This window comes from Ktedonobacteraceae bacterium (assembly GCA_035653615.1).
Classification (GTDB): domain Bacteria; phylum Chloroflexota; class Ktedonobacteria; order Ktedonobacterales; family Ktedonobacteraceae; genus DASRBN01.
In genome coordinates this window covers 41,144-66,269 of record DASRBN010000041.1, presented here as the reverse complement: position 1 = coordinate 66,269, position 25,126 = coordinate 41,144, and the positions used below count along the sequence as shown (strand labels likewise).

At 52.3% G+C, this 25,126-nt stretch carries 17 protein-coding genes; 9 read left to right on the top strand and 8 right to left on the bottom strand.

The annotated features are described in order from the left end of the window. Positions 1 to 59 precede the first annotated feature (59 nt). Together folP and VFA09_25285 are read left to right on the top strand one after the other, a co-directional pair. Positions 60 to 923 (top strand): dihydropteroate synthase, encoded by an 864-nt coding sequence (folP, locus tag VFA09_25290; GenBank protein ID HZU70613.1) that lies wholly within the window; start codon positions 60 to 62, stop codon positions 921 to 923. A gap of 6 nt (positions 924 to 929) precedes the next feature. Beyond that, complete coding sequence (locus tag VFA09_25285) at positions 930 to 2,357, top strand: folylpolyglutamate synthase/dihydrofolate synthase family protein (GenBank protein HZU70612.1); 1,428 nt, start codon at positions 930 to 932, stop codon at positions 2,355 to 2,357. A gap of 346 nt (positions 2,358 to 2,703) precedes the next feature. On the opposite strand, the gene VFA09_25280 is transcribed toward VFA09_25285, so the two are convergent. Further along, positions 2,704 to 2,910: a hypothetical protein gene (locus VFA09_25280; GenBank protein ID HZU70611.1), complete on the bottom strand. Its 207-nt coding sequence runs from the start codon at positions 2,908 to 2,910 to the stop codon at positions 2,704 to 2,706. Between the two features lie 471 nt (positions 2,911 to 3,381). Between VFA09_25280 and VFA09_25275 the strand changes: the two genes are divergently transcribed. The 4 genes from VFA09_25275 (at position 3,382) to VFA09_25260 (ending at position 13,692) form a co-directional block, all read left to right on the top strand. Further along, complete coding sequence (locus VFA09_25275) at positions 3,382 to 5,013, top strand: long-chain fatty acid--CoA ligase (protein HZU70610.1); 1,632 nt, start codon at positions 3,382 to 3,384, stop codon at positions 5,011 to 5,013. Positions 5,014 to 5,221: 208 nt separating this feature from the next. Continuing rightward, the gene (locus VFA09_25270) at positions 5,222 to 5,809 is read left to right on the top strand and encodes an RNA polymerase sigma factor (protein ID HZU70609.1); all 588 of its coding nucleotides are present in this window, start codon (positions 5,222 to 5,224) and stop codon (positions 5,807 to 5,809) included. After that, complete coding sequence (locus tag VFA09_25265) at positions 5,806 to 7,386, top strand: hypothetical protein (GenBank protein HZU70608.1); 1,581 nt, start codon at positions 5,806 to 5,808, stop codon at positions 7,384 to 7,386. The genes VFA09_25270 and VFA09_25265 overlap by 4 nt, the downstream gene beginning before the upstream one ends. 177 nt (positions 7,387 to 7,563) lie before the next feature. Next, complete coding sequence (locus VFA09_25260) at positions 7,564 to 13,692, top strand: FtsX-like permease family protein (GenBank protein HZU70607.1); 6,129 nt, start codon at positions 7,564 to 7,566, stop codon at positions 13,690 to 13,692. Positions 13,693 to 13,694: 2 nt separating this feature from the next. On the opposite strand, the gene VFA09_25255 is transcribed toward VFA09_25260, so the two are convergent. The 4 genes from VFA09_25255 to VFA09_25240 form a co-directional block, all read right to left on the bottom strand. Then, positions 13,695 to 13,976 (bottom strand): hypothetical protein, encoded by a 282-nt coding sequence (locus VFA09_25255; GenBank protein HZU70606.1) that lies wholly within the window; start codon positions 13,974 to 13,976, stop codon positions 13,695 to 13,697. Positions 13,977 to 15,201: 1,225 nt separating this feature from the next. Next, positions 15,202 to 16,134 carry an ABC transporter permease subunit gene (locus VFA09_25250; protein ID HZU70605.1) on the bottom strand — a complete coding sequence of 311 codons (933 nt, stop codon included), beginning with the start codon at positions 16,132 to 16,134 and terminating at the stop codon, positions 15,202 to 15,204. A 26-nt stretch (positions 16,135 to 16,160) separates the two neighbouring features. Next, positions 16,161 to 17,063 carry an ABC transporter ATP-binding protein gene (locus VFA09_25245; protein ID HZU70604.1) on the bottom strand — a complete coding sequence of 301 codons (903 nt, stop codon included), beginning with the start codon at positions 17,061 to 17,063 and terminating at the stop codon, positions 16,161 to 16,163. A 4-nt stretch (positions 17,064 to 17,067) separates the two neighbouring features. Further along, complete coding sequence (locus tag VFA09_25240) at positions 17,068 to 17,409, bottom strand: GntR family transcriptional regulator (protein ID HZU70603.1); 342 nt, start codon at positions 17,407 to 17,409, stop codon at positions 17,068 to 17,070. A gap of 474 nt (positions 17,410 to 17,883) precedes the next feature. Between VFA09_25240 and VFA09_25235 the strand changes: the two genes are divergently transcribed. Further along, positions 17,884 to 18,795: a C39 family peptidase gene (locus VFA09_25235; GenBank protein HZU70602.1), complete on the top strand. Its 912-nt coding sequence runs from the start codon at positions 17,884 to 17,886 to the stop codon at positions 18,793 to 18,795. A gap of 51 nt (positions 18,796 to 18,846) precedes the next feature. On the opposite strand, the gene typA is transcribed toward VFA09_25235, so the two are convergent. The 3 genes from typA to VFA09_25220 form a co-directional block, all read right to left on the bottom strand. Beyond that, positions 18,847 to 20,685 (bottom strand): translational GTPase TypA, encoded by a 1,839-nt coding sequence (gene typA / locus VFA09_25230; protein HZU70601.1) that lies wholly within the window; start codon positions 20,683 to 20,685, stop codon positions 18,847 to 18,849. 243 nt (positions 20,686 to 20,928) lie between these two features. Continuing rightward, positions 20,929 to 21,528: a hypothetical protein gene (locus VFA09_25225; protein HZU70600.1), complete on the bottom strand. Its 600-nt coding sequence runs from the start codon at positions 21,526 to 21,528 to the stop codon at positions 20,929 to 20,931. Next, positions 21,525 to 22,772, bottom strand: coding sequence for a hypothetical protein (locus tag VFA09_25220; GenBank protein HZU70599.1), 1,248 nt, complete (start codon positions 22,770 to 22,772; stop codon positions 21,525 to 21,527). The genes VFA09_25225 and VFA09_25220 overlap by 4 nt, the downstream gene beginning before the upstream one ends. Positions 22,773 to 22,938: 166 nt before the next feature. Between VFA09_25220 and VFA09_25215 the strand changes: the two genes are divergently transcribed. Together VFA09_25215 and VFA09_25210 are read left to right on the top strand one after the other, a co-directional pair. Then, positions 22,939 to 23,646, top strand: coding sequence for a metal-dependent transcriptional regulator (locus tag VFA09_25215; protein HZU70598.1), 708 nt, complete (start codon positions 22,939 to 22,941; stop codon positions 23,644 to 23,646). A gap of 29 nt (positions 23,647 to 23,675) precedes the next feature. Continuing rightward, on the top strand, positions 23,676 to 24,998 hold the full coding sequence (locus VFA09_25210; protein HZU70597.1) for an Nramp family divalent metal transporter: 1,323 nt from the start codon (positions 23,676 to 23,678) through the stop codon (positions 24,996 to 24,998). Positions 24,999 to 25,126: the final 128 nt, after the last annotated feature.

Sequence of the window (25,126 nt, the reverse complement as noted above, 5' to 3'; positions counted from 1 at the left end):
GCTCAGAATGACAGGCCCCTACCTTGTAAATTGCCCATCAAAAAGGATATCATGAAGCTATGAATACATCGCTACCGCCAACAATCTGGGCCAATCATCGACTCGAGTGGGGTCAGCGGACGTATGTTATGGCCATTATGAACATCACTCCCGACTCCTTTTCAGGTGATGGATTGTCGGAAGATACATTGTCGTGGGAGCAAATTGTCGAACGTGCTGTTATCAGGGCCAGGAAATTTGTCGCCGAAGGAGCAATGTTGATCGATGTGGGTGGCGAATCGACGCGGCCACATGCGGAGCCTGTTTCCATCGAGATAGAACTCGCGCGCGTAATACCTGTCATTGAGGCGCTTCACGCAGCATTACCCGCGGAAATTCTGATCTCTATCGACACCTATAAAGCTGAGGTCGCGAGGCAGGCGTTGGATGCGGGAGCATGTATCGTAAACGATATCTGGGCGCTGCGGCGCGATCCTGCTATGGCAGCACTGGTAAACGAACGTGGCGTCCCCATCGTATTAATGGCAAATATGCGCGGCTACCAGAAACGCGAGATCGTCAGCGATGTTGTGCGTTTTCTTGCCCATAGCATTGACCTGGCGCTGGCGGCAGGCGTTGAATGGGAGCGTATTATCATTGATCCTGGTATTGGCTTTGGCACGACGCCAGAAGAGAACCTGACCTTGCTGCGCCGTCTCCATGAACTGCGTGTGCTGGGCAGGCCAATCCTGCTTGGTACATCGCGCAAATCTACCATTGGCTATGTGCTGGGTGGTTTGCCCGTCTCGGAGCGCCTTGAGGGTACGGCGGCCAGCATCGCGCTGGGTATCGCCCAGGGCGCAGATATCGTTCGCGTGCATGATGTGCATGAGATGGTGCGTGTTGTAAAGATGAGCGATTCTATTGTACGAGGACATTTGTGAACAACCATGAATTATAAAGAAGCCTTATCTTACCTTTATAGCCTGAGCGATTTTGAACGTAGCGGAGTGTATACGCGCAACCGTGAGGGGAATTTGTCGCGCGAAGAGCTGCTGCTTGAGGCGCTGGGCAATCCACATACAAGCTATGGCAGCACATTGATAGCGGGCACGAAGGGTAAGGGGTCGACGGCGGCCATGATCGAGCGTGTCTTGCGCGAGGCAGAATGGCGCACCGGCCTCTATACGCAGCCCGACCTGCACACTTTTCGCGAGCGCATTCGTATCAACGGCAATCTCATCAGCGAGGAGGAATTTGCCGAACTGCTGCCGGAGGTTCGTGCCGCTGTTGAGAAGATCGAGCAAACGCCCGGCGCTGTTCCATATAACACATACCAGGTAGCCACCGCTCTGATGTTTCTCTATTTTGCGCGCAAGCAAGTGCGACATGCCGTGCTGGAAGTTGGCTTAGGCGGGCGATTGGATGCGACCAATATCACGCAGCCGCTCGTCTCGGTGATTACTTCGATCAGCTTCGATCATATGCAGGTGCTGGGGAATACGCTGACGCAGATTGCGACCGAAAAGGCCGGTATTATCAAACCGAATGGGGTGATTGTTACTTCTGCCCAGTCTCCGGAGGCTTTACTTGCTATTGCCGCGGCCAGCCGCAAACAGCATGCCGAACTTGTGCGCGTCGGCCCGCTCGAAAACGATCCCGCGCAGGCAGAAGTCGATGCGGGACAATTACCGGCAACCAGCTATCGCTACCAACTGGAGCAGCGTTTTGAGGATCACCAGCGTTTCACTATCTGGGCGCCCGAAAAAACCTATTCAGGCCTGGAAATCCCACTGGCCGGTCAGCACCAGCTTGAAAATGCCACAGTCGCGCTCGCGGCCCTCGACAATCTGAACAAGAAGGGCGTCAGGTGGGATGAGGAGGCCTTACGCGAAGGATTGCGCTTAGTACATTGGCCCGCGCGCATTGAGGTTGTCGGGCATAATCCAACGATTGTGGTTGATGGCGCACACAATGCCGATTCTATGCAAAAGTTGATGCAGGCGCTACGCAGCTCATTTTCCTGGCGCAAACTCATCGTTGTGTTGAGTGTGAATCGTGACAAAGACCTGGTTGGCATCCTACAGGCTCTGGCGGGAGTAGATGCCGTTGTTTTGACACGTATGAAGAATCCGCGGGGGGCTTCAATCGAAGAGTTGCAGGCACTATTTGCCGTTCATGCTCCCAATGTAAGCGTTTATACTGCCGAAAATAGTAATGCTGCTATGAAACTGGCCCTTGACGTGGCGGAGAGCAGCGATTTGATCTGTGCCACCGGTTCGTTATATGTCGCGGCAGAGGTTTTGCAATGGGCGGCTGCGCGTGGGGATAAGGTGGCCAGGGAGGATATTCACGGACTCGATCATGAAAATGGATGACATGATCCAACTTTGGCTGGTTGGCGTATTACTTTTCGAGAGGCGAAAGTAAGCGGTGCTATGCGCCCACCGTGGATGAACTGACCACGAAATATAGCATAAGTAAGAATGAATACCAGGGGGGAATTACCTGAGTAATCAAAAGCAGATTCTTCGCTTCTCTCAGAATGACATGCCCTGCACCGGATCGATTATCTCATGAAACGTGAGGAAGCCGGTACGCAAGGTTCTGTTGTCTCGAAACAAGCGGCGAGATAGTAGCATACATCTATCTCGCCGCTTACTATCTAAGCATCCTTTTCGTAAAACTCCATAAACCGGTCTCTACGTCCAAAGAGATGAACGGCTATGACTGGGCGGAACTGTTGGCCTTTCTCAGCGCGTAGCGCGCGCTCCCTTTTTTACCGGCAGCGGAAGCTTCTTCAGCCGTCCATTGATGCGCGGTTCCTCGCGCCTGTGATGTACGCCCACCCTTGCTAGCAATTTCGCGTCGGCGTTCCAGGCTCATCGCAGCCAGACCACGTGGCCGTCTGTTCGTTGTGTGTAAAATCATTTCAGGCTCCTCTCATGTTGGGAAAATAATTGCAAAAGGTTTCAACGCAATACAACGTTACTCCTACGTGCTACTTTCTTGTGTACTCCTTCTAAATATACGGCTCATCAATGTTAAAAGTTGCACTTCTTTGTGTACATATCCTTCATGTGACGCGCTACAGAGTATATAAATAGACACGCCTCATCAACAGCAAAGGATACAGGAAAACGATAATTTCTAATCATCAGCATAACAAATACGAAGCTCATGAGCAATATGATTTTGAGGGTTGTGAAAAATTCTCAGCAATTTCTAATTTAAGCTCATGATTTTTACAGGTATTTGAGGTGGAGAATTAGCAAGGGTCTTGCAGTTATCAGGTCGTGCTTGTAGAATAGAGCAAGAGATGAAGCAGGCCTCAGTTTTTTGTTGAAGGGTGATATAGTGGCGCCCCGTGCGGGTGCCAGCTTCACACAGGAGGTAGGTAGTATGCAAGGTTTGATGATGGATTATCCATTGACGTTGCAGCATTGTTTCAATCGTGCCGTTCGTATTTTTTCCCGCAAGGAAGTTGTCACGCTAACCGATCAAGGATTGCATCGCTACACCTATGGCGAGTGGGGGAAACGTACTCAGCAACTCGCTCATGCACTTCATAATGCCGGTGTCAAGGAGGGCGACCGCGTTGCGACATTTGGTTGGAACACCTACCGGCATCTCGAACTGTATTTCGCCATTCCCTGCATGGGCGCGGTTCTACACACGCTTAACATTCGCCTGTTCGCGGATCAACTGGTCTACATCATCAATAATGCCGAGGATCAGGTGATCTTCGTTGATGGCGACCTGGTGCCCATCCTGGAAGGACTTGTGGGTCAGCTCAAGACGGTGAAGCTGTACGTGATTATGGGCGATGCTCCTAATGCTACCGGCAAACTGCAACCCTCCGTTGACTATGAATCCTTTATTGGCAAGCAGTCTGAGAAATACGACTGGCCCCCGCTGGATGAGAATGCCGCTGCCGCGATGTGCTACACCTCTGGCACCACCGGCAACCCCAAGGGCGTCGTTTATAGCCATCGTTCGGTATTCCTGCATTCAATGGGCGTTGGACTGGCTGATGGCACGGGCCTTTCTGAACAAGATACTGCTTTGCCGGTTGTTCCCATGTTCCATGCCAATGCCTGGGGCTTTCCGCATGCCGCCGTTATGATGGGCTCAAAGCTCGTCTTCCCCGGCCGTTTCATGGACCCGGCACGCATCGCGCACCTCATAGCTGACGAACGCGTGACCGTTACAGCGGGCGTGCCAACGATCTGGATCGGGCTATTGAGCGTGCTGGACAAAGAGCAGGTTGACCTTTCCTCGCTACGTGCCATTTATTGTGGCGGTTCAGCAGTTCCTCGCTCGCTGATCGAGGGCCTATATCGCAAGAATATCAATATCGTTCATGCCTGGGGTATGACGGAAACCTCGCCGCTGGCCTCGCTCTCAAAGTTACGCAGCTACCAGAAAGATTGGCCGCTTGACGAGCAATTCCGTATCAAGGCGCGACAGGGTACAGTGCTGCCGGGCGTCGATTTCCGCGTCGTAAACATGGATACCGGCGAGGAAGTACCCTGGGATAATACAACCTTTGGCGAACTGCAGGTGCGCGGACCCTGGGTTGCCCGTGCCTACTATGGCGACCCCGCGACGGGCGAGAAGTTTGTTGATGGCTGGCTGCGCACAGGCGATGTAGCAGTCGTCGACGAAGATGGCATCATCCAGCTGGTTGACCGTACCAAAGACCTGGTGAAATCCGGCGGCGAGTGGATCTCCTCGGTCGAGGTCGAAGGCCTGATTATGGGCCATCCAAAGGTTTTTGAGGCCTGTGTGGTTGGCGTGCCGCATCCAAAGTGGGATGAGCGTCCCGTTGCCTATGTAGTGCCCAAACCCGATTTCGCCGGGCAAATCACGAAGGATGAGATTATCGAATATCTGCGTTCCAAAGTTGCCAAATGGTGGCTGCCCGATGATGTGATCTTTATCGATGCTATTCCAAAGACTAGCGTGGGCAAGTTCGATAAAAAGGTGCTGCGCGCCCAACACCAGGCAGTTTCAAGTACGCCGGGTGATTAATTCAATATTGAGATAGTAGTAAGAAGCCAATTCATTGTTCTCCACCATCGGATGGAAAGCGATGAATCGGCTTTATTTTTTCTCTTCATCTGTAACATTTCCTGAGAAACCACAGGGTTTGGCCGCTTTCCAGAGTTATAAGGATAGAGAGAACAGAAAGGAACTGTCGATACCCTTTCATCTCCAACTTATTTCAGGAGAAGGATCGATGGCGCAGTCGTTGCCCCCTGATTCTACCGGTACAGAACCGGTAGAGACACTGGAATCTGCACGTGCAGGAGATCAGAAGGCCTTCACGCAATTATTTGAACGCTATAACGCTCCTATTTGTAAATATCTTGCGCACCTTGTGGGCAATGACGAGGTGGGACGTGATCTTGCCCAGGAGACGTTTATCCGTGCCTGGAAAGGGCTGCCGAAGTTACAGGGAGAGATCGCCTTTCGTCCCTGGCTCTATCGCATTGCCACGAATGTTGCCCGTTCGTATCTCAAGCGCGAGCAGTTGATAGGTTTATTGCCCTGGGCCGACCACGAAAAGGAAACCTCTCATCACGTTTTGAAGGTCGCGGGGCCAGAGGAGCGGGCTATAGAGCAGGAATGTATTACCAGGATTCTGGCAATGCTCTCACCGCAGAGCCGGTCGTGCCTGCTCTTACAGCATGTTGCCGGTTTCTCGCAACGCGAAATTGCCGCCGTGCTGGGCATCAGTGAGAAGAGTGTCAGCGCATATGTCAGCCGCGGGCGCGAGCAGTTTCGCCTTGAATACCGGCGCTTGAAAGGAGTGCCTTTACGATGAAATCAATAGATCAGACCCCGTGTGCGTTCTGGGCCGAAAAACTGGCCGCGACCCATCCAGACGATCTCGCACCCCTTGAGCGTATAGCTCTTGAAACGCATATCGCGTCCTGCCAGGCATGTGCTACCGTTCGCGCCGAGTATGAGGCCATGGGAAGATATCTGGAACAGTTGCCAGACGTTAAACCGCTGCCGGCAATACCCGCGCGCTTACTTTATATGTGGGATGCGCAGGGCAGTTCTCTGGCATCTACTCCGTTTGTGAAGGAGAGCGAGAAAAGTGAGCAAATCGCCACCACAGCCGCTCGCGTGCCTCGCAACGTTCATCATGCGCCACGTTTGCGTGTAGGCGCGCAGGCTCTGGTTGCCGTGCTGGTTGTGGTGGCCCTGCTGGGCACATTCCTGGCGCTAGTAGCTTTACATAATCGGGGAGCAATCACTGGCTCTGGTCCTGTTTATAGCTGGAAAGTTGTCCCTAGCCCAGGTGCCGGGACGTTCCAGAATCAACTTGGCAGTGTGGATGCCCTCTCGTCAAGCGATGCGTGGGCAGTGGGAACCTCGTCGAATGGCAGCATACAGCAAAATACTGTGGTAACGAGCGCCCTGATCGAACACTGGAATGGCCGGCAGTGGAGTGTTGTGCGGAGTCCAAAGCCTGGAGATGGCGATTATGGTCTTGAGGGTGTAGCCGCCCTCTCGTCAAACGATGCCTGGGCGGTAGGATATAGCTGGGATAAGCAGGTGATGAGTACTTTGATCGAACATTGGGATGGTAAGCAATGGAGTATTGTCCAGAGTCCAAAGCCTCAATTTGACCAGAGCAATCTTTCTTCAATTGCCGCCGTCTCATCGAATGATATCTGGACGGTGGGATACACGTTAGATCTCAAAACCTCGGCCTCAAAAACGCTGATCGAGCATTGGGATGGCAGTCGTTGGAGTATTGTTCCCAGCCCCAATGGAGTACTGGCTCAGAATATCCTCTACAAGGTTGCGGTTGTCTCGACGAATGATATCTGGACGGTAGGATATAGCTCTAATAGTGGTTATTACAATAGCGGGAACCTGATTTTAATCGAACATTGGGATGGCCGGCAGTGGAGCATCGTGTCCGGTCCGAACCTTGGGGGAGCAAACGAACAAATACTGAGTGGGCTGGCTGTCGTTTCATCGAACGACATCTGGGCCGTGGGCTTCTCTACCAGCGGGAGTAATTCCAGCACCATCAAGACCCTGATCGAACACTGGGACGGCTCGCGATGGAGTATTGTGAGCAGTCCCAATCCGGGCGTAGGTGGCAATCAGCTGAATGACGTAGTTGCGCGTTCGTCAGATGATGTCTGGGCGGTTGGATATTCGCCACGCAGTAGATATCCCGGGCAGGAGTCGCTGGCCCTGGTCGAACACTGGAATGGGAAACAGTGGAGCGTGGTCAAAAATACAGATTTTGGCACAGATAGCAACCTTCTGTATGCTATCGCTCAAGTTCCTCGCACCGGCGAACTATGGGCTGTAGGAACCGTGCAGGTCAGTACCTTCTCTTCATCACGGACGCTTGTCGAGTTGTATTCTTCGTGAATCCAATCAAGCAATTTTAGGTTATAATAGGGGAAATCAGCAATACTTTCCTGCTTTTTGCGTCTTTGATACAAAGGACTATTGCTGGATGTTGTGGTAAGGGCGGGACTGAGGGGATGGGACCCTTGTGGTCGCCCTCCACGGGGTCTTACAAAATTCTAAAAAATAGAGGTGAAGATGGCTCGCTCGACAAAACCTGGACAGCACTCTATCAGTCTCTCACCGGTAACCTCTACAGTAGAACTGGCGCTCTGGCGCTGGCGGCAGCACTGGTTTTTGCTGCTGATGACAGGGTTGGGGATAGTGGCCGCCGTCATGATTGTCTGCGCCGTTCCCCTCTTTTCCGAAGTCATGCTCACCGCCGGATTGCGCAATACGCTGACCGCGACCCCAACAAGTTCGGAAATGACGCTGGAGGTTGACTCCGCGGGCTTATCTACGGATGGTGTCAACCAGATCGGCCAGCAGGTGCTGCCTGTCGTGCCACAATTCCTGAAAAGCTATCTGAGCGGCCCACCGGAACGCGAGATTACTACCCCTAATTTTGGATTTATCTCTCCCCCAGAGGATGGCAACCTGGTCTCACTCGAAGCATTCTCTATGCATGAATCGGCTTCTCATCTTTCGATAGTACAGGGACGGCTGCCTCAGACAACGAGCCAGGATGTCGAGGTGGCAATCACACCGGAAACTGCTAAAGAACTGCACGTGGGCGTCGGCTCCGTAATCACTATTCAGCTCTCCTACTACACGCAGCCAGCGGTTATCAGTATTGCTAAAGGTTCGCTCTTCCAGAGTGGTATACCCCTGGCGTTCAAGCTGCACGTGGTCGGCCTCTTCAACGTCAAAGCCGGCGATCCTTACTGGAATGGTGAGGATTTTCAACCCTACGCGCCTGATAATGGGCCGTCCTTTTACTACATCCTTGCTTCCGATCAGCAGTTACTGAGTACATTTCAGCAAATGGCGCGGAGCCATTCAGTTGACCAGGTATTTTTCTCGAAGCCTTCGCATATTTACTGGTATTATCACCTGGCTCCTGCGCGGATTTCCATCAACCAGCTCAATACGCTCATCAAGCAACTGGCCGCTACCAAAGCCTTTATCGCGAATAACTTCGGCGACCCTGCGATGATCCTGCAATCTCCTTTTATGCAGACTGTTCAGCTAAGCGGCTCGGTTTTCAGTACTTCCAGCACTCCCAGCAGCTTAGAGCGCTTTCGCAGTCAAATGGCCCTGGCAAATCTGCCCTCTTCTATCCTCGCTTTGCAGGTAATCCTGCTGCTGCTCTTCTTTGTCAGCATGATGGCGCAATTGCTCGTCGACCGGCAGGCCGAGGGGATCGCGGTTCTGCGCAGCCGTGGGGCGAGCAACTGGCAGGTACTCGGTTCGCTCATTACGCAGAGTATTGTGTTAAGCCTGATCGCGCTCATCGTTGGACCACCGCTTGCCATTGTCGCTGTCTATTTCATTGCCCTGCGCCTGCTGCCGTCGGCGATACAAAATGCCATCAATGTTATCTCTAATGCTCCTCTCCAGGCCTTGCTGGATATTCGCGCATATGCCATCATCACAGCGCTTGCTGCCATCGTTGCCATGATCTTCTTCCTGTATCGCGCGTCTCGTATGAATGTTGTCAGCGCGGGGCGAAGGCGCTCGTTATTGCAGCGCCTGAATCTGGATGTGATCGCTATCATCATTGCGCTGGCCGGATATGGTGTCTCGCTCTATCTTGGCAATGTGCAAGGGTTGCTTAGCGCCCAGACACAGGCCCTGATCTCCACGCCTCTGGCCTTGATTGGCCCCATCTTCCTCTTGCTCGCCGTAGTGCTGCTCTTCATACGTTTCTTCCCAATCCTGTTGCGGCTGGGATCGAATCTCGCCATGCGTATGCGGGGCGCGGCGCCCATGCTGGCGCTGGCGCATATGGCCCGCGCTCCTCGCCAGGCTGTACGTATGACGCTGCTACTCGCGCTTGCCACGGCATTTACCATCTTTACCCTGGTATTTGTCGCCTCGCAGGATCAACGCAGCCTGGATATCGCTGCATATCAGACAGGCTCAGATTTCAGCGGCAACTTTCGCCTGGATATGAATATTCTTCCGCTGGCCCAACAAACAGCGCTTTATAAGCATATACCCGGCGTCACCTCGGCCTCTGTTGGCTATACAGCAGATGCGTCAGTAGTCCAGGGCCTCTCAGAGTTGACGGCTCCGAGCATTCCAATTGAGATTCGCGCGGTCGATCCCTCGACCTTTGCCCAGACTATGATCTGGACTCCGGTGGACTCGTCGCAGTCCCTCTCGTCTTTGATGACGCAACTCCTGGCCCAGCGCGGGAATGCCATAAGGACAACAGCAGTACCAGCCATCGTCGATGCGTACACCTGGAATCGCCTTGGCCTGCACGTCGGAGCAACTTTTTCGGTCAATAACAGCGCGACTCCCGGCGATAACCTGCACTACATCGCTATCGCCGAGGTGCAGCATATCCCGACCGTCACCGATACTTCCGCCGGAGGTGTGCTGGTCGATTACGCCAGCCTGTCCGCGGTGCAGTTCCAGGTCAATCGCTCCTATCTCACGCTGAATCAAATCTGGCTGCGAACGAGCGATGATCCCGTGTCATTGGCAAGCGTGCGAGCCGCTCTGACCGGCGGCTATTTGCAACTCGATAACCTGGTTGATCGCCGCATGCTGGCCGGCGCTCTACATTCCGATCCACTCTTTCTGGATTTGATAGGCGTGCTTATCCTGGGCGCAAGCGCTGCGCTCTTGTTAGCGGTTGCCGGCAATTTAATGGCGTCCTGGTTGAGCGTGCGCACGCGCCTGACCAACTTCGCGCTACTGCGAGCGCTGGGAACCGCTCCGAGACAAATTGCCCGCGTTTTGCTGTGGGAACAGGGCATCGTCTATGCCGCCGCACTTCTGTTGGGCATCTTTTTTGGCGCCCTGCTTGCTGTCACAGTGGTGCCGGCCCTGGTCTTTACCAGTATCACGCCCGGAACCTTTATCAGCAATAACGACTTTTACGCGCTTCAGCAGATCATACCGGTGCAGCTCGTTGTCCCTGTTTCGCTAGGCATAGCATTTCTGGTGCTGATCGCGATCCTCATTGTAGCGCTTGTGATGATGATGAGCGTCATTTTACATCGCTCAATGAGCCAGGTGCTGCGTTTGAGCGAGGATGGGCGCATGGATTTCCTATCGCGAGAAGAGGAACTGGTGATCGCGCGTTCAACGGCCGGGCAAAATAACCATCGTCGCCCCCGACGCTCATTGACTCCATCCCTGTTGACGCTCACGCTGTGGCGATTGCGCCAGGTGCGCTTTCTGCTCTTGCTGACGTGCGTTGGTATCACTGCTGCCGTCGTGATTGTCTGCGCTGTGCCGCTCTTTTCAACCGTCACTACGACCGCCGGTTTGCGCACCTCTCTTACAGCCACTCCAACTACCTCAGAAATCACGCTTGATACCACTACGCAGGGATTATCAACGGGCATCGTGCAGAACATACAACAACAGTTTGCGCCCATCATCCAGCACGACCTGGCGAACTATCTCGGCTCGTCCACGGCATTTACTGTGCAGGGATCGGGCTTCACGGTTGTTTCGCCTGCTCCGGTTAAGGGGGCTTATACGCTGAATCTTTTTGGCACTTCGATTCAGCAGGCCGCTTCTCATATCAACTTAGTCCAGGGACGGCTTCCTCAAGCCGCGAGTGGTGAGATTGAAACCATACTGACGCCTGAAACGGCGCAGAGCCTGCATGTCACCGTTGGATCGGTAATCACGCTGCGTCCCGATTACTATACGGATACGCAGGAGATGTTCGGCGGTCCTCACCGGGTTGGCGCGCTTCAGCTACACATCGTCGGACTCTTCAACGTCATTCCCGATTCCTTCTGGCATGGTCAGGATTTCCTGCCGGTCAGCCAGGATTCACAGACCTCGTATACGCTGCTGGTGCCGGGTACATCGTTCCTGGCGGCGCTTGATTCGATTGCCGCCGCGCACAATTCAAATGTCGTCTTCTCGCCCCAGACATATGAGTTGACCTGGCGTTACTATCTTGATCCCTCGCGGGTAAACATCTATCAATTGAGTAACCTGTCGGAACAGCTTTACCATTTGCAGTCCGATATCGCGGCGAAGGCCGGGCCTATACAGAATCAAGCCCAGACAAATGGGGTGATCGTCTACCCTTATATGTTGCAGGTGAGCCTTTACAATCCCGTACCCAATACATATCAATTGCCCGCGACGCTGCTGCAATACAACAACCGTGTCGCGGTGGTAAATGTTCCTATCGATATTCTTTCCCTGCAGATCATCGTACTGATTCTCTTCTTTGTCAGTTTGATGGCCGGTTTGCTGGTCGAACGGCAGACCGCGGCCATCGCTATGCTGCGCAGCCGTGGGGCGACGACGCGCCAGGTCTATGGCTTCCTGGTCATGCAGAGCATAGGCGTTGGTATTATTGCGCTCATCCTTGGGCCTATCCTCGCGCTTATCGCCATTGTCCTGATCTCGCAGCGCATGTTGCCGCCGGCCCAGCAGGATGCTATTACGCTGCTTACAGCTCATCCCATTTCGGCCATTCTGGGGGTCGCGTGGTATGCAGTCGTGGCGGTGCTGGTTGCTATTCTGACCATGGCTCTCCTGCTCAGGCGAGCCGCGACGATGGATGTACTGGCGCTGCGGCGAGAAACAGCCCGCACAACTCAAGTCCCTTTCTGGCAGCGTTACCGGCTCGATGTTATAGCCGCCGTGATTGCTTTGATTGGCTATGGTATCTCGCTGTACATTACCGGCATTGGATCGCTGCTTGATAGCCGTGCCCAGGTGCTGGTTGCGACGCCGCTGGCGCTGGTTGCTCCCATCTTCCTGCTGATCGGGCTTATCCTGCTTTTCTTGCGCTTCTTTCCTTATCTGTTGGCGTGGGGAGCAACTATTACCGGTCGCAATCGCGGCGCCGTCTCCATGCTTGCTCTAGCGCAGGTAGCGCGCGCTCCTCGCCAGGTGGTACGCATGACGATGCTGCTTGCTCTGGCAACTGCTTTTGCCATCTTCACGCTGGTCTTTTCCGCGTCCCAGATTCAGTACAGCCGTGATATTGCGGCCTACGAAACAGGTGCGGATTTCAGCGGCGATCTCCCTACTTCTGTTCATGTGACCTCATTGCAGAATATTACGGCAAAATACTCCGGCATACCAGGCGTTCTGTCTGCCACAGCGGGCTATGTGGGGGAAGCAACTTCATCTGGAATAGCGCCTGCCACGACAGTTGATATTCGCGCCGTCGATAGCAGCACGTTTGCGAACACCGCTATCTGGACCTCTCAGGATTCGAGCGAACCTCTCTCTTCATTGATGGCAAAGCTCGCTGCTGAGCGGCAATATGGCGTCAGCAGTGCTGGCGATGTTCCGGTGATTGCCGATGCCAATGCCATGAACAGGCTGAATCTTCAGATCGGGACTACCTTCACGTTGCAGGTGGGTTCTGGGGATTTCTCCAACCTGAACTTCGTCGTCATTGACCAGGTGCAGCATATTCCGACCGTCAATGACAACACCACCCTTGGGGCAGCAGGAGATTATGTGCCGCCAGCAGGTATTCTGGTCGATTATATGACATATTCTAGCATTTACGATACGCAGATTGTCGCGGCAGGCGGCTTGAATAGCGGTAGCTTGCTTCCGATCAATCATGTCTGGTTGCGTGCAATGGACGATGCACATTCGCTGGCGCAGGTGCGCGCTGCGCTTAACACTCCGACACTGCACCTCGACAATCTGAATGATCGCTACGCGCTCGAAAGCACGTTAAGCAATGACCCACTTTACCTTGATCTTATCATTATACTGGTAATAGGGGCGATTACTGCCCTGTTGCTGGCCGTGATCGGCGACTTGCTCACTTCGTGGCTCAATGTTCGCACACGTTTAACCAATTTTGCCGTCTTGCGCGCTCTAGGGGCCTCGCCGGGCCAGGTTGCCGGCGTCCTGACATGGGAACAGGCGATTGTCTACATTGCCGCGCTGGTGCTGGGAGTCGTTTTCGGCGCGTTACTCTCATTGACGGTCGTCCCAACGCTCATCTTTACCGGCGCGCCCGCCAATATGACGAATATCGATGAATTTTATGCTCTCCAGCACATCATTCCGGCGCACATCGTCGTACCGCTCTCGCTCGACATCGTCTTCATCGTGCTGATAATCGTCTGTATTGTTGCCCTGGGCATGATGGCGCGTGTGGTCTTAAGTCCTTCAATGAGCCAGACATTGCGGCTGAGCGAGGACTGATCCTAGTAGCCTTTATCTTTGCGCCAGGGCGTATCAGACCGTTTCATCCAACGATCGTTGTAGAAGAGGAAAGTATCTTCGCGGTTGAAGAACGACTCTGTCAACTCGCACTCCTCCCAGAAGCCGACCTTACCGGTCTGCTGGTTGACTTTTTTGGTCAGGAAGTCGATGATGGCAGGTCCATTGTCGAGATCGACGCCTGGAAAACTCTCTTCGTCGATATCGCCTTCCAGTTCCACTGGTTTTCCCGCCTGTGTTCCGCGCAGGATGTAATAAATGTACATGGTGGCCCTCATTGCTCTGTGATGAGAATGAATCCTAATCATACCGTAACCTTAATTATTATACCATCACAATTGCAGGAACGGCGGAAATATGGAGTTGATTTTATTATCTATTCACGTATCAAATATACTATAAATTCGAAATAAAAAAGGTTGACTTACTGGACATTATAATATATACTTTTCTTGGAAATATCCGAACGTTTGAGCCTGCTTTAACATTGCAGGTTTGATTTTAAAACATAGTAGGAAGTCTTCAGTATCAGAAAGGAGAGATTAGCAAAAAGAAAGATGAGGAAGTTGATTTACGCGAGTTTCGGGCTAGTCTTTATTTTCCTGAGTACGTTCATCCCTGTAAGCCCAAGCTTTGCGGCATCCAAGGCTATTGCAAAATCTGACCCTTTAGTTGTTATCGCCTTAGATGTCACAAGGACATCACATTGCTCCGCGAGCAAGATTCTGAATGTTGGAACACGTAAACAGTTCACAGTAAACTATGCTTGTCCGGCAGGTAGTATTATCGAGACAGAAACCGTTCATCTTTCGCAGGCTGTGGCACGGCACGAACCATATGTTGTTCTGCCATCGTCAACCTCCTCAGAGAAAGTGCTGAAGCACTTTTTATTACAGTTTCAGCAATTAGTGGCAATGGTGCGAGAAAAGGCAGAGCAAGAAAGTCCGAATTCGTTCCAAGGACCTTCCATCGCTTGCGGATCGAGTTCCACGCCTTCATTAAACTGGACTGCCAATGGTGACTCAGTGCATACATATGTCCACTACACGAAGAGCTCGGACTGTACGACGGTATTCATTCAATTTAGCGGTGTACAGGGTAATACTGCCCCAAATCCTCTTTGGTGGGATCGCGATCAGTATGCAAGTTGGACAGGTTACCTTAATAATTGTCCTTTTGTCGGAACCAACAACTGGTCCACTAACTGGAATATAACCCAGCCGGTAAATTATACATATGAGCATTGGTTAGTGGACCCGGCATGTCCCGAATTTGGCTACACTTCCTGGCACGAGGACATTCGACTGAACTAGCTTGCACGGAACACAAGGAGAGTGCAAGCAACAACCCTGAAGACTTTGCTTATCCCAGCTTTGCCCGCTCACTTCGTGTGAGTGGGCAAAGCTGTTGTCTTTTGCCATCGGGCAATTGGCTTTTATAGAACTGGAGTCTCTCTTGAGATGCCCAACTCGATACATCTCCTGAGAAACTTCATATAATTTTATGCTTCATCCACCAGTACGACAGGACGAAGAATCCAACAGTTAAGAGCAGATAGATACCAGTTTCAAAACCCTGAAAGAGCCAGAAGCGATTTTCAGGCTGATACACCGTCCTGAACCGAAAACCATACCTATCAAAGCACGCTGCAAGATCTGATGCGGACACCGTCGAGTTACATACAGCAGTAGCCGAATCTGGTACAACATTACTGTGACGATCGATTGTTTCCTGTGCTATTATCCATGACTGAGCAGGAATCTGTGCGCTAGGGGAGCTAATTGAATAATCGAAATGCAGCGGTGGTAAAAAATATGGACGCCAGAAGACCTCTATCAAGATTCGCACTACAATAAAGACCACCAGGGCGATAGCCATTGCCGGAACAGTTCTTCGTAGGAGTATACCTACAGCGAAACCCAGGACAAATGAGAAAAGTGCATAGGCAGGAAGAACTATTCCCCGAACATCATAGAAAGGCCAGATGGTGGTTAATACGTTGCTCAAGGGCTGGCTCCACCAGGATAATAGGACAAACAGGAACGTAAAAGCACAAAGTGTTGCAATGGAAAGTAAACTAATCTTTGTGATAAGCCAGCGATACCAGGAAACGCCTTGCGTCCAGACTAAACGATAAGTTCCCTGTTCCAATTCTTGCGCTCCCGCTGGAGCGCCAAGAAATACACCAACCAGTGGTGGTAGAGCAAGTAACAAAATAGAGAAAAGATTATAAAACGTTGAGCTTCCAAAGGCTTTCGTCATAGCCTGACTATTAAAATTTGCCAGCGATTGAAAGCATTGCACGGTAGGTAAAACACACTTTGCTGCACCGGATTGATCATAGAGGTTTCTGATGCTGAGGCCAGTTATCACGACGACGCACACAATGAGTAAAAGCAATACTCCTGCACTGATTGCTTCCATACGGTGCTGCCTCCAGGTAAACCAGATCATTCTAACACCTCCTCTTTATTATGAGTATGAACCTGTCTATCCATCCTTGACTGTGCCAGGTAGGCTAAGACAATATCTTCCATAGATACGTCTTGCACTTTCCAGAGGCCATCTAGCCTGGAACTATAATCACGTACCATTATCTTGCTCTGACGTTCTCCGTGGGTGACCTCAAGCACAGCAGCATTTTTCATGAGAGACTCCGCCTGTTCGCGTGGCCCGATCAATAATTTGTGAGATTGCAATAATTGATCCACATCACTCGCTACCTGGACATGTGAGGTTGATAGAATAACAAGATAGTCGCAGAAGCGTTCCAGGTCGGCTACAATGTGTGAGGACATAACCACTGTGAAATTACCATCAGCTACTATCTCCAACAATAACTGCTGAAATTCACGACGGGCTAAGGGATCGAGGCTGGCGACTGGTTCATCCAGAATGAGTAATTCAGGGTTTTTGGCTAAGGCCAGAATCAACGCGACCTGCGCTTGTTGACCTCCTGAAAGTTTGCCGGTCTTTTGATGGAGTGGGATGTTCAATTGTTTTAGTCGTTTCATAGCAAAATTACTATCCCAATGGGCATTCATCTTGCGACCAAACGTCAACATATCTTCTACGGTAAAAGATTTTAGTAGTGGATGCTCCTGTGCAACAAAGCCGACTTTACTGAGGATTTGTTCGGGCTGCTTCTGAGGGTCAACGCCGAATACTTTAAGACTGCCTGTACTGGGTGCTAATAGTCCTACAATCAAATGGAGTAACGTTGTTTTTCCTGCACCATTGGGTCCTACCAGACCAATTACACGTTCCACCGGTAAACTTAACGTGCAGTCCTGTAATGCCCAGGAATACCCATAGCGCTTACCTAGACCGTTGCATGCTACTGATGAAATCATTTCATTACATCCTCACTTTTTTTCGTTGAATCGTACTCAAGAAAAGTGCTCGAATGCTTTCCTGATCCAGTCCAGTTGCTTCAGCTTTATCTAGCCAACTAGATAATTCTTGACGAAGAACTTCAAGGGATGCCGATAAGGGCTTCTCCAGCCCGTGTAGTACAAAAGTTCCTAATCCTGGATGTGATGTTATCAACCCTTCCATTTCAAGTTGCCGATAAGCTTTAAAGACTGTATTCGGATTAATAGCAAGTTTCGCGACGACTTCACGTATGGTTGGCAATCGATCTCCCGGCTGCAAATAGCCAAGCCGTAGAGCATACCTTACTTGTTGCACTATTTGCATGTAGGTAGCTACTCCTGAACGGCTATCCAGGTAAAATTCAATTACTGACTTTTCATTTGTCATGGAAATAACCTGACGCGACAAGAAAACCTAAAGACCTATTGTTATAGGAAAATAATACATTAAACCACTTCTCACTGTCAAGATGGGTTAATTGACTCCACGCAGGCCCCAAACAAGCAACGCCTTTCATCCTGCGCTTGAGAGGAGTGAGTACCTATATCGGCCATTCGTTTTGATGCTACACTGTTTAAAATCGGCTCAGGGAAAGGCAAGGGGAAGACAGCATTTTATGACTTTTGGCGGTATAACGGAACCGGAAAAAATTCGTTGAGAAAAAAGTACATCTGTACGTTGAAATTCGATGGTATCATATGCTATACTTTACTAAGAAGCAACATTAGAAAGTTTGTACAAGAACGCGGTATTACTCGTCGGCAATCGGCGGCTGGCTAGTACGGAGTAAAATATTTTATGCCCATGCTCCTGATTCCGTTGCTCGCGGTTTCCCTGATCATTACCCTGGTCGGATTGCTGCTTTCCCCTAAACCACGAGCGCGTAGTCAACGTCCACCATCATATTCTGCGATGCGCGGCAGGCGGCGTGATCCAGTTGATACTGAACCGGTGCGCGCACGGCGTTATAGAGCTTCTACTGAGGAACCGGCCTTATTGAGCCTGTCAATGGCGGCGCTATGGGGACGTGCCACGGGCCGCGATATAGGCGAGTCTCTGCCCTGGAAAGTCATTATCATTGGCCTCGTCGCCATTTTTATACTTGGCTTTTACTCTTTGAACCTCCTGCTGCCTCATCCCGCCTCTTTCGGGCCGACGTGGTTCCTTTCGCAAGATGCTTCCGCGGCACAGCAAACTCCTGGGAGCGAGCCCACCTATAATGTCTCACAGAAGCTCGTTCGTATAAGCCAGCTTGACCCATCTCAATACAACTCTACACAGGAATATAATACCTGGGCCTATTCTGCCTGCTCCGCGGCGTCAATGACAGAAGTAATCAATGCCTATGGACATCATTATCGCATCACGGATATCTTGAAGGTTGAATCCCAATTAGGCGCTATTACGCCGCAATTGGGGCTATTGAGAGATTCAGGTATTGCGGAAACGGTCGCGAAATTTGGTTTCAAGACCGTTTGGGGCTACAATCGTAGTCTTGCCCAGGTGATAGCGATTGCCAACCAGGGAGAACCCGTCATCGTGGATTTCCCACCTTCTAAATATCCAGATGGCCACCTTCTGGTGGTGACGGGTGGAAATAGTTCCAGTGTCTATTTAGCCGATTCCTCGATCTTTAATCGCCATGCAATCTCTCACCAGCAATTTATGCAATGGTGGGGTGGATTTTCCGCGATAGTTACGCCGAAGTAACGTCTCTTCCAGGGCAACCACAAGGGTCCGCCCTGGATAGTATTTTGATTTTTATTCCGTATCGCGATTGCGCGCGCGTTCGTGCTGCGTGAGGTAGCGTTTGCGCAGGCGGATATTTAGCGGCGTCACCTCGACCAGTTCATCGTTATTGATGAAGTCGAGCGATTGCTCCAGGCTCATGATGATGGGTGGCGTTAGGCGCACGGCGATATCGGCGGTCGAGGAGCGGACATTCGTTTTCTGCTTTTCTTTGCAGACGTTGACCACCATGTCCATTGGCCGCACGTTGAGGCCGACAATCATGCCCTCGTAAACGGGCGTGCCTGGTTCGATAAACGTATCACCGCGCTGCTGGGCGTTGTTCAATCCATAAGTTACCGCTACACCGGTCTCAGAAGCGATCAATGCTCCCATACGGGTCGTGCCTATTTTTCCGAGCCAGGGTTGGTAGTCGATCAACATGCTGCTCATCGCTCCATTGCCCTGCGTGAGCGTCAGGAAGGCGTTGCGGAAACCGATTAAGCCGCGTGTTGGGATGTGGTACTCCAGGCGCACATTTCCTGAACCATCGTTGGTCATATTCGCGAGCTGCGCTTTGCGGGCGGCGAGCGTTTCCGTCAAAACTCCGATGTACGTCTCGCGGGTATCTATAACCAGGTGCTCAATCGGTTCGAGTATTTCGCCATCCTCGCCTATGTGCGTGATAACCTCCGGGCGGGAGACCTGGAATTCGTACCCTTCGCGGCGCATGGTTTCGATCAAAACCGAAAGATGTAGCTCGCCGCGTCCTGAAACGATAAATTCGTCAGGCGTGTTGCCATCTTCTACGCGCAGGCTGACGTTCGTCTCCAACTCACGATAGAGCCGCGCCCGCAGCTGGCGCGAAGTCTGAAACTTTCCCTCGCGCCCGGCGAACGGACTGGTATTCACGCCAAACGTCATTTTCAGTGTAGGCTCGGTGATGGCAATAGTGGGCAAGGCTTCGGGCGTATCGATATCGGCAATTGTCTCACCGATATTAGCGTTGGGAATGCCGGTGAGCGCAACGATATCTCCCGCCAGCGCCTCATCGACTTCAACGCGCTGCAAGCCCTTGAAGGTGAGGACAAGATTGATTTTCTGGCGCGAGACGATGCCGTCGCGGTTGATATGCGCGACGAACGTATTGGGCTTCACGCGCCCACGCACCACGCGGCCAATTGCGTACTTGCCCTTATAGTCGTCGTAGTCGAGCGCTGCCACCAGCATCTGCAGTGGGGCTTCGGTATCCACCAGCGGGGCCGGAACGGTATTGACGATGGTCTCAAACAATGGTTCGAGGTCGCGAGGCTCGTCATCGGGTGAATACATGGCGACCCCCTCGCGGCCAATCGCGTACAGGATAGGGAAATCGAGGTGCGCGTCGGTCGTTGCCAGTTCAAGGAAAAGGTCCTGCGTCCATTCGACTACCTGGGCGATGCGGGCATCGCGGCGATCAATTTTGTTGATGACGACGATGGGCTGCAGATTGAGTTCCAAAGCCTTTTGCAAGACGAAACGTGTCTGCGGCATGGGGCCTTCAACGGCGTCAATGAGCAGGATGCAACCATCGGCCATATTCAGCACACGCTCGACTTCGCCGCCAAAATCGGCATGACCCGGTGTATCGATGATATTGATCTTGATACCTCGATAGGTGATAGCGGTATTTTTAGCCAGGATGGTAATGCCGCGTTCGCGTTCCTGGTCGTTGGAATCCATAATTAGCTCGCCCACCTGCTGGTTTTCGCGGAAGATGTGGCTCTGCTTTAACAGGCCATCCACCAGGGTGGTTTTGCCATGATCAACGTGGGCGATAATGGCGACGTTACGAATATCCTCGCGCCGCACTAAACGTTCTGTCTGGGTCATACTCTTCATAACCTGCATAATTTCGATGTGAGACTTTCTTTTCTAAAGGCATAAGAAAACCGGACGGCTAGAGTCGCCCGGTACATTTGATAACTTTTTGACCGATACTTTCCGCCTATATTGTATCTCTTCTAGAACAGAACGTCAAGCTGTGGTGCAGGACAGGAACGCGTCGCTGTCCCTACGGGCATCAGGACCCCAAACCTGGACAGGGATAAGCCGCTGTCCCTATAGGACTTTAAATCACCCAGTTGGAGAGATAGCTTGCCTTCTGCGCCCTGCCTGCATCCACAGGAAAACGGCGATCCCGTAGACAGGAATGAAACCAATGAACCAGCCCAGCCAGGTTGGTATTGCGGGCAGGGTAGTGGCTGTGACCGGGACATCAAATGACTGCTGGCCAAGTGGCCCATCTACAACCACGTGCAAGTTCCATGGCCCCTGCACCGTGATCTCGGCGTCTCCCTGCACGCCTCCCGGCACCCGCGGGTCAGGACTCACACTATCCCTGATCGGGTTCGCTGTAAGCTTGCCATTGATGCGAATCTGGCCGTTGCGCAAAGGTGTCCCCACCGGAACAGAAGTCACCTGGTAGCTCCAGGAACCTTGCTCCGCTCCCTGCGGAGCAATCGCGAAAGGCAGCGCGAAACCCGCGCGAGCAGGGTCGTCGTAGAGGCTTACTATGAAGCGATAAGGGCCTGCCTGTACCTGTTCGACGCGTGCCGGTGTGTTCCCATGCTGTGTCGCGGCCAGGGTCGTGCCGATTTCGACCAGCAGGAAGATCAGCGCGAGTATACCCAGCGCGAGCAGAAATTGCTGCCAGCGACTCGTCCTCCTTTTCATGCCTGCTTCCTCCGCATCGATTCGCCGGTGCCTGTACCGAGCCAGTATCCCAGCCATGTGCCCAGCAGGCCGAGCAGGAGCGATACTACGACAATCACTACTATGTTGGTATGCGGCAGATTGCCGGCTGCCTGCGATTGAGTAGTAGCCTGCACTGTGCCTTTTACGGCGGACGCGAGGCTGGCATGCGCGCGAGCAGTGCGGAGAAACAACGGGTAGAAGAATGCCGACAGGCTGATGCCTATCGAAGCGACTACAAATGTCACCCAGTTTGTGCTTCTCAACGGCCACCTCATGCGCTGCGAGACCCAGACAACGATATCCAGCAGTACTGCCGCGATAATTACCCAGTATTGCCATTCTACCGCTACGATAGAAACGGTTGGCGCACTCGGAAGCAAGGCCTGCTGTTCAAGGTGGAGATTGAGTGTCATCAAGGACGGCACAAGCAGGTAAATTCCCAGCCCAATGACCAGGTAGACGATCACTACGCTTGTGGACGCTGCTCGCCATGGCAACGCGCGAGTGGCCAGCATCATCACAAAGATGCCAAATGCGCCGAGCATCAGCGGATAGACGGTGAAAGTCAGGTTGCCGAAATGGAGATACCCTGTACTGAGGGCATTGAGCAACAGAATAGAGAGGAAACTTAGCAGCGTCGCGCATGCCACAATCACTCCAATATATCCTACCTGTGCTGCCCATTGCGCTCCCTGTTTTGCGGCAAGCTGAGCCCCATCTGCCAGGATATATATGATTCCCAGGCAGCCCACACTGACTCCTACCAGCGCCATAATATGAAAAGGGGCCCAGATTGAGACATCGATCCCGTAGAGCGTATGCCAGTATTGATCCAGCGGAAAGGCGATAGCGGCATCGAGCGCTCCATATCCGACGAGGTAAGTTCCTAATGAACTGGAGAAGATGCCCGCAAACGTCGTACTCTCCTGAGCTACTGATGCATTACGCCGTGCCCACAGCGTTTCTAGAAGAACGGCTGCCAGAGCTGCGAGACCCGTCACGGTTATACTTCCCAGAATAAAGAGGTGCGGTGCGGTCAGCGTGCGGTCCCGTCCCACGGCGATATGCCACTGGATATCCCAGCTCACCGCAAAGAGACCGACCAGCGAAGTCAGGAGCATTATCCATCCTGATACCAGGCGCAATTTCCATAAAGCAGGATAGGTACGCTCGCCGGCGAGCGTATCGTTGTTCAGCGCCTGAGCTTCAATCGGTTGTGCCATCATTTTCTCCTTAACCCTGATTCACATCTCCTTCAGTTTACGCTGTTGTTCCCGGTCTAGCAAGAGGTCAAAATTCTGGTGATTGCCCAGAATCTCTTGCGAATCTTTTAAAGATATGTTACTATATTTTTAGCAATCTAAAACTTTTGTTTCGGGAGAGATAAACATGGAAGAGCCGATTCAAGATCTTGCCCCTCGCATCAGTGATTGTTTGAAGGTGATTTATGATATGCAGGAGCGGGGGCAAAAAGTCTCTACTTCAGCGGTCAGCGAGCGGTTGGGGGTGAGTGATGCGACCGTGACGATGTTATTCAAAGATTTTGCGGCGGCCGGTTGGGTTGAACACGCACCTTACCGCGGTGTGCGCCTGACGGCCCTGGGCGAGCGCAAGGCGATGGAGGTTATCCGGCATCATCGCCTGCTCGAACTGTACCTGGCGCGCGAGCTCGGCTATAGCTGGGATAAGGTGCATGACGAGGCGGACAAGCTGGAGCATGTTATCTCGGAAGAGTTTGAAGACAAACTTGATGCCCTGCTCGGCTATCCCACGGTTGATCCGCATGGCGACCCCATTCCCAGTAAGGATGGGGTGATTCCTCTGCGTAAGGGCATTCCGTTGCCGCAGCTGGCACAGGGACGAACAGCTCTTATCGTGCGTGTAAGCGACCAGGACCCCGAAAAGCTGCGCTACCTTGGGCAACTGGGGCTGTATCCTGAGACATACGTAGAGGTGATCGAGCGGGCGCCATTTGGCGGTCCGTTGCGCATTCGTGTGGGCGAAAAGCCACAGCAGGTCGAACATATGTTGGGGGCAGAACTGGCCGAACATATTACTGTAACACCTATTGAAGCAGGTGAGATGGCAAACAAGTGAGATTATGGCTATAGAACAGGACATGTACCATGGCGTTACTACGTTCAAAAGCAACACAGGAAGAGTTCATTGGGGGTGTGGACAATGCGACAGTTAGAGCCGCGCGTGAAGTTCTGGAAGGACAGAGTAAGCGCAACGTTCTGACGCGCATTCTCCCTTTCCTTGGTCCTGCCTTTATTGCCAGTGTAGCCTATATCGATCCCGGTAATTTTGCCACCAATATACAGGCCGGCGCCCAATTTGGTTATCTGCTGGTCTGGGTGATTATCGCCAGTAACCTCATGGCGATGCTCATTCAAACCCTATCGGCAAAACTAGGGATTGCGACCGGAAGGAATCTCGCGGAAATCTGTCGCGAGCAGTTTCCTCGACCCGTCGTGCTGGGAATGTGGGTGCTTTCAGAAATCGTAGCGATGGCTACCGACCTGGCCGAATTTCTCGGCGCTGCGGTTGGCTTCAATCTGCTCTTTCACATACCTTTGCTGCTAGCGGGAATTCTGACGGGGATTACAACGTTCATCATCCTTGGCCTTGAGCATCGTGGGTTCCGGCATCTCGAAGCTGTGATTACTGCCCTGGTGGGCGTAGTTGCCGGCAGCTATTTGATTGAGACGGTCCTCGATAGACCAGATTGGGCCCAGATCGGCTACCATGCTGTCGTGCCGCAATTCGCCGGCACCAGTAGTGTGCTGCTGGCAGTTGGTATTCTGGGTGCTACGGTGATGCCGCACGTCATTTTTCTGCATTCATCGCTCACTCAGAATCGCGTTATTGCCAGGGGGACGAAGGAACGCCGGAAGCTCTTCCGTTTTGAATTGATAGATGTGGTCATAGCGATGTCTTTAGCGGGTCTGGTCAACCTGTTTATGCTGGTGATGGCTTCGGCGACTTTCTTCGCTCATGGGATGACAGGTATCGGGACTCTCGATCAGGCATATCGAACGCTACAGCCATTGCTTGGTAGCGCAGCCAGCGTGATTTTTGCCGTATCTTTGCTGGCTTCTGGTCTATCCTCGTCGACGGTTGGAACAATGGCCGGCCAGGTGGTGATGCAGGGATTCCTGCGCCGCCAGATTCCTGTATGGCTGCGGCGCCTGGTAACAATGCTGCCTGCATTAATTGTCATAGCTTTAAACCTCGATCCTACCAGTACGCTGGTCGTCAGCCAGGTGATTCTCAGCTTCGGCATTCCTTTCGCGCTCATTCCGTTGGTGATGTTCACCCGTCAAAAGAACCTGATGGGCGACCTGGTCAATCGCCGCTATACAACGCTGGTCGCATGGGTGGTTGCCGGGCTGATTGTTACGCTCAATCTGTACCTGTTATTCCAGCTTTTCCAGACGGTCTTATAATCCAGCTTACCTCTTTTCTGCGTTTATTTGAAATGTGATTGCTCAATAGTAACAATCACTCCCTCACGATGTTGAAAGCCAGGAGGCCAAAGGGGGGAAATACTATTTTCTTACGAAGGAGAAAGCAC

What these genes read in the sequence shown, in the direction of transcription:
- VFA09_25225 (HZU70600.1), bottom strand. Translation starts at nt 21,528, where the DNA reads ATGAAAAGGAGGACGAGTCGCTGGCAGCAATTTCTGCTCGCGCTGGGT.
- typA (HZU70601.1), bottom strand. Translation starts at nt 20,685, where the DNA reads ATGACCCAGACAGAACGTTTAGTGCGGCGCGAGGATATTCGTAACGTC.
- VFA09_25210 (HZU70597.1), top strand. Translation starts at nt 23,676, where the DNA reads ATGGCGTTACTACGTTCAAAAGCAACACAGGAAGAGTTCATTGGGGGT.
- VFA09_25245 (HZU70604.1), bottom strand. Translation starts at nt 17,063, where the DNA reads ATGATTTCATCAGTAGCATGCAACGGTCTAGGTAAGCGCTATGGGTAT.
- VFA09_25265 (HZU70608.1), top strand. Translation starts at nt 5,806, where the DNA reads ATGAAATCAATAGATCAGACCCCGTGTGCGTTCTGGGCCGAAAAACTG.
- VFA09_25250 (HZU70605.1), bottom strand. Translation starts at nt 16,134, where the DNA reads ATGGAAGCAATCAGTGCAGGAGTATTGCTTTTACTCATTGTGTGCGTC.
- VFA09_25285 (HZU70612.1), top strand. Translation starts at nt 930, where the DNA reads ATGAATTATAAAGAAGCCTTATCTTACCTTTATAGCCTGAGCGATTTT.
- VFA09_25255 (HZU70606.1), bottom strand. Translation starts at nt 13,976, where the DNA reads ATGTACATTTATTACATCCTGCGCGGAACACAGGCGGGAAAACCAGTG.
- VFA09_25270 (HZU70609.1), top strand. Translation starts at nt 5,222, where the DNA reads ATGGCGCAGTCGTTGCCCCCTGATTCTACCGGTACAGAACCGGTAGAG.
- VFA09_25235 (HZU70602.1), top strand. Translation starts at nt 17,884, where the DNA reads ATGCCCATGCTCCTGATTCCGTTGCTCGCGGTTTCCCTGATCATTACC.
- VFA09_25275 (HZU70610.1), top strand. Translation starts at nt 3,382, where the DNA reads ATGCAAGGTTTGATGATGGATTATCCATTGACGTTGCAGCATTGTTTC.
- folP (HZU70613.1), top strand. Translation starts at nt 60, where the DNA reads ATGAATACATCGCTACCGCCAACAATCTGGGCCAATCATCGACTCGAG.
- VFA09_25280 (HZU70611.1), bottom strand. Translation starts at nt 2,910, where the DNA reads ATGATTTTACACACAACGAACAGACGGCCACGTGGTCTGGCTGCGATG.
- VFA09_25240 (HZU70603.1), bottom strand. Translation starts at nt 17,409, where the DNA reads ATGCAAATAGTGCAACAAGTAAGGTATGCTCTACGGCTTGGCTATTTG.
- VFA09_25260 (HZU70607.1), top strand. Translation starts at nt 7,564, where the DNA reads ATGGCTCGCTCGACAAAACCTGGACAGCACTCTATCAGTCTCTCACCG.
- VFA09_25215 (HZU70598.1), top strand. Translation starts at nt 22,939, where the DNA reads ATGGAAGAGCCGATTCAAGATCTTGCCCCTCGCATCAGTGATTGTTTG.
- VFA09_25220 (HZU70599.1), bottom strand. Translation starts at nt 22,772, where the DNA reads ATGGCACAACCGATTGAAGCTCAGGCGCTGAACAACGATACGCTCGCC.